Below are 12,431 nucleotides of genomic sequence, written 5' to 3'. Positions count from 1 at the left end.
GCGCCCGGACTTGCCCCGTGCCGCTTCACAGCCCAAGCTGTGTAGCGTGTTCAATCGGATAAGCGGACAACCATGGGTCGAGTCGTCGCATCGGCGGTGTACAGCGCCGGCAGGAAGGTCACCAATATCAGCCTCGACGAGGGCGCCGAATGGGCGCGCAAGCCCGGACACTTCGTCTGGATCGGCCTGGAAGAGCCCAACGCCGAGGAACTGGCCAACCTGCAGCGCCAGTTCGGCCTGCACGAGCTGGCCATCGAGGATGCCCTGGAGAAACACAGCCGGCCCAAGCTCGAGACCTTCGGCGACGCGCTGTTCATCGTCACCTACTCGCCGGTACGCCACGAGGGAAAGCTCGAGTTCATCGAGACCCATATCTTCGCCGGCAACGGCTACATCATCACCTGCCGCAACGGTCACTCGAAGTCCTACGCCCTGGTGCGCCAGCGCTGCGAGGCGCGCCCGCTGCTGCTCGAGCACGGCGAGGACTTCGTGCTCTATGCCCTGCTGGATTTCGTCACCGAGAACTACCAGCCGGTGAGCGAGGCCATCCACGGCGAGATCGAGGAGCTGGAGCAGAGTGTGCTGAGCAATTCGCTCAAGGAAGAAGACATCCAGCGCCTGCACAGCCTGCGCCGCGACATCCTGCGCCTGCGCCGCTACGTGGCGCCGATGGTGGAGATCAGCGAGGAACTGCAGCGCCTGAGCTTCCCGTTCATCGACAAGAACATGCGCCCGTACTTTCGCGACGTGCAGATCCATGTCACGCGGCAGATGGAGGACCTGGCCGGGATCCGCGACATCGCCAGCCAGACCATCGAGATCGGCATGCTGCTGGAGTCGTCACGGCAAAGCATCACCCAGCGCAAGTTCGCGGCCTGGGCGGCGATCCTGGCGTTTCCCACGGCGGTCGCCGGGATCTACGGGATGAACTTCGAGAACATGCCGGAGCTGGCCTGGCGCTACGGTTACTTCGGCGTGCTGGGAGTGATCGCCCTGGGCTGTTCGGGGCTGTACTACAGCTTCAAGCGTTCGGGCTGGCTGTAACGCCAATCGCGGGCGAGCCCGCGATTGAGGTCGATGCGGATCTCAGATCGCGCGGCTGCCGGGCTGCTGGACGAAACGCAGCATCCATTCCCCCACCAGATCCCCCTGGTGCTCAGTGGCCAGGCTGGCCACCGCCTTCTCATAGACTTCATTACCCAGCGACGCCTGTCGCGCGTCGAGCAATGCCCGGGAGTAGTCATGGACGAACTCCGGGTGCCCCTGGAAGCACAGTACCTGGTCACGGATGTGGTAGGCGGCGTTCGGGCAGAAGTCACTGGAGGCGATCACCGTGGCCCCTTCGGGCAGCTCGGTGACCTGGTCCTGGTGACTGATCAGCAGGGTCAGCTCGGACACCTGCGGGTCCATCCACGGCGCATGGGCCGCCAGGCTGTAGCGGTGAACCCCCACGCCCCAGCCCTTGTCGGCGCGCTCGGCCTTGCCGCCGAGGGTCAGCGCCAGCAGTTGGTGACCGAAACACACGCCCAACAGCTTCTCGCCACGTTCGTAGAGCTTGAGCAGGTAGGCCTTGAGCGTCTGGATCCACGGATCGTCGCCGAACGAGTCGGCCTTGCTGCCGGTCACCAGGTACGCATCGAAGCGTTCGCCGTCCGGGGGGTAGTCGCCGTTCATCACGTTGTACACATCGAATTCGGCCGCGATCGGCTGACGCGAGAACAGCTGCTCGAACATCCTTCCGTAGCCCTGGTACTGCGCGATCAACTCCGGTCGCAGGACATCGGTTTCAAGGATGCAGATGCGTAACGACATAGGGGTAGTCCTGAACGACATGTGGGTGGGATTTGCTGTAGAGACTGACGCGAAAGGGCCGTACAAGCAAGTAGGATGTCCGGACGAACGGTAGGCCCTGTAACCCTTGGTAACCCCTGCCGCGCACTCGTCTAGCCTGAGCGTGCCAGCGGGGTGGCCAGTGGCCTTAAAGCCATGAGGAATCGACATGATAAATCTTAGAACAAAGGGTTCTGAAACAGGGATGACGCGGGCCCTACTGTTGGTTGTATATCCAGATACACGCGGCAAGCAGAAACGGCGTGCCATCACGCCGCTGCGATCGACCCGACGCTAGACAAGGAAGCCAAGGGTTATTCAGGAATAACAACAAGAAGGCGGTCCGCCATGTTCAGACAATCCAAGGTACGCCAAGCCGGCCTCATACTCTTCGCCACGACGCTGCTGCTGATCCTGCCGAACCTCACCCGGCTGTTCGGCTGAACGCGGCGGTGGCCTTCTCCGATCACGCACGGGTACTCTGCCGACCTTGATGGTTGGAGATTGCCCATGCGCCTGTGTCTTGCCCTGCTCTGCCTGCTGCTCGCCCCGACATTGTCGGCGGCGCAGCTGAACCTCGAACTGGGTGGCGACAGCCGGCACTGGAGCAGTGAACAGCTACTTGCCCATCCACAGGCGCGAAACATCACCATCGAACAGGACGTGGCCTACAAGCGCACCTTGCATTACCGCGCCGTGCCCCTGGCGGTGCTGCTGCAGGGCGTGAGCCCGAGCGATCACCTGCAGGCCGTGGCGCTCGATGGCTTCGCCGCCGAGATGCCCGCCGGGCCGCTGTTGCAGGCGGGCCCCGCGCAGGCCTGGCTGGCCATCGAAGACCCCAGCCACCCTTGGCCCGCGCTGAGCAAAGGCAAGCCAGGCGCCGGGCCGTTCTACCTGGTATGGACGCAACCGCAGGCCAGTGGTATCCGCCCGGAACAATGGCCGTATCAGATCGCCAGCATCCGCCGCCTGCCCCCAGTTGAGACACGCTTCCCCGCCCTGCTGCCCGACACGGCCGTGGCCGAGAACGATCCGGTGCGCCAGGGTTTTGCCCTGTTCCAGCAGAACTGCCTGGCCTGTCATCGCCTCAATGGCGCCGGCGACGCGCACCTGGGCCCGGACCTGAACCTGCCGCACAACCCCACCGAGTATTTCCAGCCGGCCTTCCTGCGCCAGTACATTCGCGACCCGCAGAGCCTGCGGCACTGGCCGCAGGCGAAGATGCCCGGGTTTTCCACCCAGGTGCTGGACGAGCCGGCGCTCGATGCCGTGCTGGCGTACCTGAAGCATATGGCGGGGCGCAAAGCAGACTAATGGCCTCGCGGGCCTAGGCGATCGGCCTTTCCTGCTTGACGCCCCAACCCTCGACTTCGCCACCGTAGGGCGAGACGACCTGTTCAAAGGCCTGTTCGAAGGCGCCGATGCCGCCATGGGTGGCGTACATCACTTTGCTCAACTCCAGGTGCCAGGCGCCGTCGTCGCGCTCGCTCACCTGGGCGTTGAGCGATTCGCCACGAAACTGCCCCGCTGCCCGGCGCGCACCAGCCTCGCTGGGGAACACGGCGTAGAACTCGATCGGATGGATGCGGGTGAAATCGAAACCGCCAGCTTTCATCTGGCGCAGGACACTGCTGCTGATGTCGTCGTTCTGGCTGCTCATGAAACGTCCTCCTGCAAAGCAATGGATAGACTTTCCGTGCACAACGCACCTGCCTGGCACACAAGGAATGCCTGACAATACGAGCGGATTGCAAGACGCGATGAAAACGGCGGCGGCCCGCAGAGAAGGCCGGCGCCTGACTTGAGCGTAGCGCCTGCGCTGGCGCTACGCCAGAGACTCCCGGTTCAGGGCGCTTCGCGAATGGTGGTGATGGTCACGCCGCTCTGTTCCTTGAGCCAACGTGCGGTGGGGGAAAAGCTGCGGTCCTGGAAGTCGTTGAGGTCCAGTTCGTCCATGAGCGGAAACAGCCGCGAACGGATCGCGCGGGCGGCATCCTCCTCGCTGGGGCATTGCTCGGCATTGAGCAGCAGCGTCTGCGGCTCGCCCTTCTGGTCGGCAAAGCTGACTTCCCATGCTTTCATCGATCAACCCTCGCTGACGCAACGGTGAATGGAACGGCGTACTCACTTGACCATCGCGCAGGGATGAATGTTCAGCCACATACATGAAAGCGCATGAAAAAAAGCCCGCCGGTTCAGGGCGGGCTTCATGAGGCAGGCGGCGGCCTTACTTCGGCGTGCCGTGGACGACACCGGCGGTGTTGTCCAGCAGGCTCTTGGTCGCGGTCTGGATATAGGCCTCGAGTTTCTTGAGCATTTCCGGTTGATCCGGACTTTCGATCAGTTCGGCCTTGAACTCGCGACCCAGCTGATAGCGGTACATCCGCGGGGTCATGTCCTTGGACTCGATGAGGATGCGGTCGCCCTGCACCAGGCCGACGATCTGCTCGCTGCCCGACGGTTTGATCATGCCCACGCCCTGGTCGCCCTCAGGCAGGTTGAGCAGGTCGCGGCCCCAGCACTGGTGACGGGCCTGGCCACCCAGGCGGCCCATGATGGTCGGCACGATGTCGACCTGGGTACCCACGGTGTGGTTGACCGCACCGAACTTCTCCTGGATGCCCGGGGCGATCAGCAGCAGCGGCACGTTGAAGCGGCCCAGGTCCAGCTCGGTGACCTGCTGGTGGTTGCCGAAGCCATGGTCGCCGACGATGACGAACAGGGTGTCCTTGAAGTACGGCTCCTTGCGGGCCTTCTCGAAGAACTGGCCCAGCGCCCAGTCGGAATAGCGCATGGCGGTCAGGTGCTCGTCCAGGCGGCCTTGTCCGGTGACCTTCTCCACCGGCAGGTCCTTGGGCAAGGCGTACGGCGTGTGGTTGGAGAGGGTCTGCAGCAGCGCGTAGATCGGCTTCTTGCCATCGTGCTTGGCCAGCTCTTCGTTGCCGCGATTGAACATGTCCTGGTCGGACACGCCCCAGGTCGGGTCGGAGAACACCGGGTCGACGAAGTCGTTGCGGCCGATGAAGGTGGTCATGCCCTGGTTGCCGAAGAACCCGGACTGGTTGTCCCAGGCAAAGTCGCCGTTGTAGACGTAGACATCGTCATAGTCGCGGGCACTGAGCAGCGCCGGCAGGCCGGACAGCTTGTGGCCGCCTTCCGGGGTCTGCATCAGGTACTCGAAGCCCGGCAGGTTGGGGAAGCAGGCCATGGTGGCGAACATGCCCTGGTGGGTATGGGTGCCGTTGGAGAAGAAGCGGTCGAACAGCAGACCCTCCTTGGCCAGCTTGTCGAAGTACGGGGTGATGTTGTTCGGGCTGCCCAGGGCGCCCACCGAGTGGCCGGCGAAGCTTTCCATGAGGATGACCACGACATTCTTGACCGCCAGTGTGTTCTTCTCCGGCGGCAGGAAATCACGACGGATCGGTGCCTCGTCGGCATCGACCAAGGTGTCGTTGGCGGTCAGCAGCTGCTCGCGCACGGTCTGAGTGGCCAGCGGTTGTTCGAGTACCGGCTTCCAGATGTTGGCGCGGTCCTCGCCAAAGCGGCTCTTGGCGGCGTCGATCAGGGTCAGCGTGCCGTTCAGGCCCAGCTGGTTGACGAAGTTCGAGTCGGTGGTGAAGGCATCGCCCCAGCGCATCGGCGGGCCCTGGCGCAGGGTGCCACGGGCGGCGACCACGGCCACCAGCAGCACGACCATGAACACTGCCAGGCGGCCATACCACGGCGCGAGCTTGCGGCTGCTGGCGGGCTGGAGGCTTTGCTCGCCACGGGTCAGGCGATCGATGCCCTTGAACAGCAGGCTCAGCAGCCAGGTGCCGACCAGCCAGGCCAGCAGGTAGCGGACCACCGGGAAGCCGTACCAGAGCATGCTCATGACGGTCTTGGGGTCTTCCTTGATGTACTGGAACACCAGGCCGTTCAGGCGCTGGTGGAACTCGCGGTAGAAGTCCATCTCCATCAGGCCGAGGAACATCACCACGCTCGAGGCGATGGTCAGCCAGAAGCGGAAGAAGCCACGGCGGGCCATCAGCCAGGGGCTGAGCAGCGCCAGCAGCAACGGAATGCTGATGTACACCACCACCCGCAGGTCGAAACGCAGGCCGTTGAGGAAGCCTTCGGCGACAGTCGAGTACGGCGTGTCGCCGATCATGTCGCTGTTGTAGACCAGCAGCGCCAGGCGCACCAGGCTGAGCATCAGCATGATCACCAGGCCACTGAGCAACGTGTAGGCCAGGTGGGATTTCAGGGTCGGCGAGAACGAGCCTCGCACGCCCTGTTGCTTCAAGGCGTCCGTGTTAGCCATGAATGGAGAGGTCCTAGGATTGCGGTTTGCGGGAAGGCGAAGTCGCCGACAGCCTGGTGGTCGGCCCTCGAACGCGAGGCGAGACCAAGGCCGCATTGTGCGGCGCGGATTTTCAAAAATCGAGTGTGAAAATTTTGTCGAGAGCAGCTTGCCCTTACAAAGTTACACAGTTGGGATGAGAGGCTTCAGATCCGCACATTGCCCCGCGGCCCGGCGATCGCCCAGATGATCAGCCCCAGCACCGGCAGCAGCAGGATCAGCAGGATCCACAGCACCTTGATGCCGACCTCGGCGCCGCTCTTGAGCACATTGAGGATGGCCCAGATATCCAGGGCCAGGATGATCAGGCCGACCAGACTGTTGAAGGTGGACCCCATGGCGCCGCTCCCGCACGGTAAATGTGTTCAAGAGCATAGCTGGCTATGGCCTCGATAGAAGGGAATCCTTGGCCGGGCGTACCGGCCAGTGGATAGACTGCTCTCATCCACTGCCCCGAGGTTTCCATGCCCCCTGCCCACACCCAAAGCGCCGCCCCCGACTCACTGTTCAACGCCTGGCGGCAACAGGCCCAGGAAACGCCCTGGCTCAGCGCCGGCCTGGCCCTGAGCCTGCTGGCCGTCGCCGCGCTGTTGCTGGCGAGCCTGTGGAACGCGGTCAACGGCGACCACGCCGACAACCTGCACCTGGCCCTGCTCGGCGGGCTGTCGGGCTTCGGCGCCACCGCCCTGGGCGCGGTGCTGGCGGTGATCCTGCGCGACGTCAACGCCCGCACCCAGGATGTGATGCTGGGCTTTGCCGCCGGCATGATGCTCGCCGCCAGTTCGTTCTCGCTGATCTTGCCGGGCCTGGACGCCGCCCGCGAAATCACCGGCAACGGCCCGGCGGCGGCCTTCACCGTGGTCCTGGGCATGGGCCTCGGGGTACTGCTGATGCTCGGCCTGGACCGCTTCACCCCACACGAGCATGAAAGCACCGGCCCTTGCGGGCCGCAGGCCGAGCGGGTCAACCGGGTGTGGCTGTTCGTGCTGGCCATCACCCTGCACAACCTGCCCGAGGGCATGGCCATCGGCGTGAGCTTCGCCAACGGCGACATGAACATCGGCCTGCCGCTGACCAGCGCCATCGCCATCCAGGACATTCCCGAAGGCCTGGCCGTGGCCCTGGCCCTGCGCGCCACGGGGCTGTCGAACTTCAAGGCGATGATGGTGGCGATTGGCTCGGGCCTGATGGAGCCGCTGGGCGCGGTGATCGGCCTGGGCATTTCCACCGGTTTCGCCCTGGCCTACCCGATCAGCATGGGCCTGGCGGCGGGGGCGATGATCTTCGTGGTGTCCCACGAGGTGATCCCGGAGACCCATCGCAACGGGCACCAGACCGCGGCGACGCTGGGGCTGATGGGCGGGTTCGCGGTGATGATGTTTCTTGATACCGCGTTGGGTTGAGGCACACATTCTCAAACCATGCGCAATCCCTGTGGGAGCGGCCTTGCGTCGCGATAGGGCTGCGCAGCAGCCCCCAGCAATTTTGATGGTGGCTCGGAATCTGGGGCCGCTTTGCGGCCCTTTCGCGACACAAGGCCGCTCCCACAGGGGATAGTTCCCTGCGCGACAGCGTAGCCCGAAGGGCTGGACGATCTCTTAAAGTGGAATCGTTGCTTAGACGTGCACCGCCACCTTCAGCGCCTCCAGCGCCGGCTCCACCTTGATCCCAACCGCCTCGCCCAACTCCAGCACACGGGCCAGGTCGTTCTGCCCCACCATCACCATCTGCAGCTCGTCATCGAGCAGCTGGCTGAAGTTCAGCAACACGTAGCCCCCGGCTTCCTTGTTCAGCGCGCCCATCTGCACCTGGATGCGGTTGAGCGCGGTCAGCGCCTCGGTGCGCGTCAGCTGCTTGGGCTTGAGGGTGAACGGCACGCTCTTGTCGAACGAGTCGCTGATCCGCTGGAACAGGTCCTGGTAGCTGTCGGCCTGGAACAGCACGGTGTCGGGCAGGCTGCCGACCACCACCCATTCGCCCAGCGGGAACGGGAAAGTGTCGTCGTAGTTGATGTCCGGGTTGGCGGCGAGGAAGGCGGCGGGGTCGGCGTAGGCCTGGGCGGCCTCGGCGGCGATGCGCTCGATATCCTCATCGCGCATGCAGCCGGCGCCGATGAGGCTGATGAATTCGAGCAACTGGTCTTTCATGGGGGGCCCTGCGGGTTGGCGTGAAAGGCGCCAAGGATAGCCGCAAACGCCCCCGAAGGGTTAGCCGGCCTTCGCCTCCAGGCGTGCGGCGGCGTCCACCGCGCCCATGGTGCGTGCGGCTGCAAGCGCGGTGGCGCCGGCCGCGTCACGCAGCGCCGGATCGGCCCCCTGAGCCAGCAGGTAGTCGATGATCTCCAGGCGGTTGAACATCGCCGCCAGCATCAGCGCGGTGCGGCCGTCCGCGGCGGCGGCATCCACCGGCACGCCGTGCTCGAGCAGCAGGCGGATCATCGCCAGGTCGCCCTTGAAGGCCGCGCCGGCCATGGGCAGCTGGCCGTTGTCATTGGCGATCAGCGGATCGGCGCCATGGGCCAGCAGCACCCGCACGGCGTCGTGGTGGCCGTGGTAACTGGCCAGCATCAGCAAGGTGTCGCCCTTGTGGTTGCGCAGGTCGGCGGACAGGCCACCGTCGAGCAGGCGACCGAGCATGGTCGCGTCGCCGCGGCGGGCGCGCTCGAAGACCTCCTCGGCGAAGGCCGCGGTTTCTTCGGCGGTCATGGTGGCGGGCTGGTGATCGGACATCGGGAACCTCCTGGCATCTGGCAATGGGCCAAGTGTCCATCAGGCAGCGGCGAGCGGTCCAAGGTTCAGATTCTATCGGCGGCAGAGAGCGAGGCTATGACCGTGCAAAATGCACTGTGCAAAATGCACGGGCGTGCAGATTGCAATGCACGACCTTATAAAATCAAATTCAAGCCATTGAATTTAAAGGATTTTTATCAAATCAAAGGCTGGCACGGTCGCTGCAATCATCAACTCAAGTCTGCCAGTACAACAGTCAGGAGTTGATATGGACCTCATCCAGGAAAAATTCGCCTCGGTCTTCGCCGCCTACCAGGTCACCACCCAACCGCGTCCGGACGGTGGTGTCCTGCTGACCCTGCGCGCCAGCGACGGCGTGGTGACCCGCCGCGTGCTGACCTATGCGCAGCTGCACAGCGCCGAGCAACTGTCCTGGGCGATCAGCGCCATCCGCCGCGACCTGGCCGGACAACCGAGCGAGCTGCCGGTGATTTCGATGCTGCAGAGCCAGCAACGCTTCGCCCTGCCGACCTACCGCTAATCACGCGGCCCAACCCCTTCAGAGCTCGTCGAGCCCGGCAAATTGCCGGGCCGTGGCATCACCGGTAAAACGCGGCAGCACAGCTTTTTCGCTAGCGAACAGACGCAGGGCCAGGCAGAACGGCGTGTCGCCCAGATCCAGCCAGCGGCGTGTCCCGGCCGGCACCACCAGCACATCGTCCTTCTCGCACAACACGGCGTACACCGCGTCTCCCAGACGCAGGCTGACCTGTCCACGCCCGCTGATCAGCGCAAGCACTTCCTCGCCGTCATGCACATGCTCGTCGCGCAGGTCGGCCTGGCTCGGGTCGACGCCATCGCGACTGAGCACGCCGAACACCACACTGCCATGGGCAGTCATGAGTTGGTCGAGCGGCCCACGGCACGCAGCGACCACCTCATCCTGGCTGCTGCCCGGGCGCAGGCGCGCGCCGGACTGCCAGCGGCCGAAGCGCACGCCCTGCTCGGCCAGGGTCGCGGCGATGTCGTCGTGGTGGGTCAGCACCTTGTGCGGCAGTTCCGGGCTGGACGGGTCGAATACGCTGAGGATGCTCATCAGGGGTGGTTCCTGCTGTCTTTGAGTCGGAAGGCAATGATAACGGCTGCCGCGAGCGCCGCGACGCTGGCCATACCAAAGGTGAAGTGCGGGCCCAGCAGTTTCCAGCTGTAGCCCGAGTACAAGGCGCCCAGCGCGCCGCCGGTGCCCGAGAGCGCCGCGTACAGCGCCTGGCCCTGGCCCTGCTGGCGGGCGCCGAAGCTGGCCTGGACGAAGGCGATGGCCGCAGCGTGGAAACAACCAAACGTAGCCGCGTGCAGCACCTGGGCAAACACTAGCACCGCCGGGACATCGGCCAGGTTGCCCAGCAACAGCCAGCGCACGGCGGCCAGCAGGAAGCTCGCCAGCAGCACCTTGCGCACGGAAAAACGGCCGAAGATCCGGCTCATGGCCATGAACACCAGCACCTCGGCCACCACCCCGAGCGCCCACAGCAGGCCGATGGCGCCGCGGCTGTAGCCCAGGTGCTCCAGGTGCAGGGTGAGGAAGGTGTAGTACGGCCCGTGGCTGAGCTGCATGAGGGCCACGCACACATAGAAGGCCAGTACACCAGGCGTCCGTACCTGCGCGAGGAAGCCCCCTGCCCCGCGCCGTTCGGCCTGCTCCACCGGTTGCGCGTTGGGCACCCAGAGGCTGGCGGCGGCGATCCCGGCCATGATCGCCACCAGCGCCACCGGGTAGATGTCCAAGCTCAGCCATTCGAACAGGCGCCCAAGCCCGACCACGGCGAGGATGAAACCAATCGAGCCCCACAGCCGCACCTGGCTGTAGCGCGCGGTCTGGCCATGCAGGTGGGCCAGGGTGATCACCTCGAACTGCGGCAGCACCGCGTGCCAGAAGAACGCGTGCAGGGCCATGACCATCGCCAGCCAGGCATAGCTCTTGCCGAAGAAGATCAGCGAAAAGGTCGCCAGGGTCGACAGCGCGCCCAGGCGCACGATCAGCAGGCGCTGGCCGCTGCGGTCACCCAGCCAGCCCCACAGGTTGGGAGCGACGCAGCGCATCAGCATGGGGATGGCCACCAGCTCGCCGATGCGTGCCGGAGAGAAGCCCAGGTGATCGAAGTACAGGGCCAGGAACGGCGCGGTGGAGCCGAGCAGGGCGAAGTAGAAGAGGTAGAAGCTGGAGAGGCGCCAGTAGGGGATCGGGGGCATTGGGAAGTCCGTTCAGAAACTTGCGGTCCTATCGCGGGGCAAGCCCGCTCCCACGCTGGAATTCGTGGGAGCGGGCTTGCCCCGCGATAGGGCCGGGACTGTCAGAGCTGGCCCAGCACCGGGGTGTTGACCCTCACGTCGGCATTTTGCGCCCGGTGGCGCAGCAGGTGGTCCATCAAGGCGATGGCCATCATCGCCTCGGCGATCGGCGTGGCGCGGATGCCGACACACGGGTCGTGACGGCCCTTGGTGATCACCTCGACCGGGTTGCCGTCGACGTCGATCGAACGACCCGGGGTGGTGATGCTCGAGGTCGGCTTGAGCGCCAGGTGGGCGACGATCGGCTGGCCCGAGGAAATGCCGCCGAGGATGCCGCCGGCATTGTTGCTGAGGAAGCCCTCGGGGGTCAGTTCGTCACGGTGCTCGGTGCCACGTTGGGCGACGCTGGCAAAGCCTGCGCCGATTTCCACGCCCTTGACCGCGTTGATGCTCATCAGCGCATGGGCAAGCTCCGCGTCGAGGCGGTCGAAGATCGGCTCGCCCAAGCCCGGCATCACGCCTTCGGCGACCACGGTGATCTTCGCCCCCACCGAGTCCTGGTCGCGGCGCAGCTGGTCCATGTAGGCCTCGAGCTCCGGCACCTTGTCCGGGTCGGGGCTGAAGAAGGCGTTCTGCTCGACCGAGTCCCAGGTCTTGAACGGGATTTCGATCGGGCCGAGCTGGCTCATGAAGCCGCGCACGCGAATACCCTGGGTGGCCAGGTACTTCTTGGCAATAGCGCCAGCCGCCACGCGCATGGCGGTCTCGCGCGCCGAGCTGCGGCCACCGCCGCGGTAGTCGCGGATGCCGTACTTGTGGTGGTAGGTGTAGTCGGCGTGGGCCGGGCGGAACAGGTCCTTGATCGCCGAGTAGTCCTTGGACTTCTGGTCGGTGTTGCGGATCAAGAGGCCGATCGAGCAACCGGTGGTACGCCCTTCGAACACCCCGGAGAGGATCTCCACTTCGTCCGGTTCCTGGCGCTGGGTGGTGTGCCGGCTGGTGCCGGGCTTGCGCCGGTCGAGGTCGTGCTGCAGGTCGGCGAGGGAGATTTCCAGGCCTGGCGGGCAGCCGTCGACAATGGCGACCAACGCCGGGCCATGGCTCTCGCCAGCGGTGGTGACAGTGAACAGCTTGCCGTAGGTATTGCCGGACATGGACGCTCCGCGAATCTGCCTGAAGTGGTCGAAAGCGGCAGTATACGGAAAACAACGGGGATTTGGGGGGCGTGCAGGCCTTATCGC

14 protein-coding genes are annotated in these 12,431 nt (G+C 64.9%); 4 read left to right on the top strand and 10 right to left on the bottom strand.

Features of this window, described 5'->3' with window-relative positions:
* Positions 1-72 precede the first annotated feature (72 nt).
* Positions 73-1,044 (top strand): magnesium and cobalt transport protein CorA, encoded by a 972-nt coding sequence (locus HU751_RS01420; RefSeq protein WP_050704649.1) that lies wholly within the window; start codon positions 73-75, stop codon positions 1,042-1,044.
* 42 nt (positions 1,045-1,086) lie between these two features.
* Here HU751_RS01420 and HU751_RS01415 read toward each other — a convergent pair whose 3' ends face one another.
* The gene (locus tag HU751_RS01415; protein WP_186733708.1) at positions 1,087-1,812 is read right to left on the bottom strand and encodes an amidotransferase; all 726 of its coding nucleotides are present in this window, start codon (positions 1,810-1,812) and stop codon (positions 1,087-1,089) included.
* A gap of 528 nt (positions 1,813-2,340) precedes the next feature.
* Here HU751_RS01415 and HU751_RS01410 point away from each other — a divergent pair.
* On the top strand, positions 2,341-3,144 hold the full coding sequence (locus tag HU751_RS01410) for a c-type cytochrome (protein ID WP_186733709.1): 804 nt from the start codon (positions 2,341-2,343) through the stop codon (positions 3,142-3,144).
* A gap of 13 nt (positions 3,145-3,157) precedes the next feature.
* Here HU751_RS01410 and HU751_RS01405 read toward each other — a convergent pair whose 3' ends face one another.
* From HU751_RS01405 to HU751_RS01390, 4 genes are all read right to left on the bottom strand, one after another.
* Positions 3,158-3,490, bottom strand: coding sequence for a ribonuclease E inhibitor RraB (locus tag HU751_RS01405; RefSeq protein ID WP_186712832.1), 333 nt, complete (start codon positions 3,488-3,490; stop codon positions 3,158-3,160).
* A 185-nt stretch (positions 3,491-3,675) separates the two neighbouring features.
* The gene (locus HU751_RS01400) at positions 3,676-3,912 is read right to left on the bottom strand and encodes a hypothetical protein (RefSeq protein WP_028691758.1); all 237 of its coding nucleotides are present in this window, start codon (positions 3,910-3,912) and stop codon (positions 3,676-3,678) included.
* Between the two features lie 145 nt (positions 3,913-4,057).
* Complete coding sequence (locus HU751_RS01395; RefSeq protein WP_186733710.1) at positions 4,058-6,133, bottom strand: LTA synthase family protein; 2,076 nt, start codon at positions 6,131-6,133, stop codon at positions 4,058-4,060.
* 185 nt (positions 6,134-6,318) lie between these two features.
* Positions 6,319-6,510 (bottom strand): PLDc N-terminal domain-containing protein, encoded by a 192-nt coding sequence (locus HU751_RS01390; RefSeq protein WP_023629733.1) that lies wholly within the window; start codon positions 6,508-6,510, stop codon positions 6,319-6,321.
* Positions 6,511-6,636: 126 nt separating this feature from the next.
* Here HU751_RS01390 and HU751_RS01385 point away from each other — a divergent pair, with 126 nt between their 5' ends.
* Positions 6,637-7,575: a ZIP family metal transporter gene (locus HU751_RS01385; protein WP_186733711.1), complete on the top strand. Its 939-nt coding sequence runs from the start codon at positions 6,637-6,639 to the stop codon at positions 7,573-7,575.
* Positions 7,576-7,788: 213 nt separating this feature from the next.
* On the opposite strand, the gene HU751_RS01380 is transcribed toward HU751_RS01385, so the two are convergent.
* Together HU751_RS01380 and HU751_RS01375 are read right to left on the bottom strand one after the other, a co-directional pair.
* Positions 7,789-8,319, bottom strand: coding sequence for a hypothetical protein (locus HU751_RS01380; protein WP_186733712.1), 531 nt, complete (start codon positions 8,317-8,319; stop codon positions 7,789-7,791).
* Positions 8,320-8,379: 60 nt separating this feature from the next.
* The gene (locus HU751_RS01375) at positions 8,380-8,901 is read right to left on the bottom strand and encodes an ankyrin repeat domain-containing protein (RefSeq protein WP_186733713.1); all 522 of its coding nucleotides are present in this window, start codon (positions 8,899-8,901) and stop codon (positions 8,380-8,382) included.
* A 268-nt stretch (positions 8,902-9,169) separates the two neighbouring features.
* On the opposite strand from HU751_RS01375, the gene HU751_RS01370 reads away from it, so the two are divergent.
* Positions 9,170-9,442, top strand: coding sequence for a DUF3509 domain-containing protein (locus HU751_RS01370; RefSeq protein WP_028691763.1), 273 nt, complete (start codon positions 9,170-9,172; stop codon positions 9,440-9,442).
* 18 nt (positions 9,443-9,460) lie between these two features.
* Here the strand turns inward: HU751_RS01370 and HU751_RS01365 are convergent, their stop codons facing one another.
* The 3 genes from HU751_RS01365 to aroC form a co-directional block, all read right to left on the bottom strand.
* Entirely contained in the window at positions 9,461-9,997 is a 537-nt protein-coding gene (locus HU751_RS01365; protein ID WP_186733714.1) for an oxidase, read from the bottom strand.
* The gene (locus HU751_RS01360; RefSeq protein WP_186733715.1) at positions 9,997-11,151 is read right to left on the bottom strand and encodes an MFS transporter; all 1,155 of its coding nucleotides are present in this window, start codon (positions 11,149-11,151) and stop codon (positions 9,997-9,999) included. Before HU751_RS01360 ends, HU751_RS01365 begins: the two co-directional genes overlap by 1 nt.
* A 101-nt stretch (positions 11,152-11,252) precedes the next feature.
* Positions 11,253-12,344, bottom strand: a complete 1,092-nt coding sequence (gene aroC / locus HU751_RS01355; RefSeq protein WP_186733716.1) for a chorismate synthase — start codon at positions 12,342-12,344, stop codon at positions 11,253-11,255.
* Between the last annotated feature and the right edge of the window lie 87 nt (positions 12,345-12,431).

The sequence above is a fragment of the Pseudomonas peradeniyensis genome (assembly GCF_014268935.2).
GTDB lineage: Bacteria > Pseudomonadota > Gammaproteobacteria > Pseudomonadales > Pseudomonadaceae > Aquipseudomonas > Aquipseudomonas peradeniyensis.
Note: the sequence above shows the minus strand (reverse complement) of the source record. Positions and strands in the feature narration are given on the sequence as shown.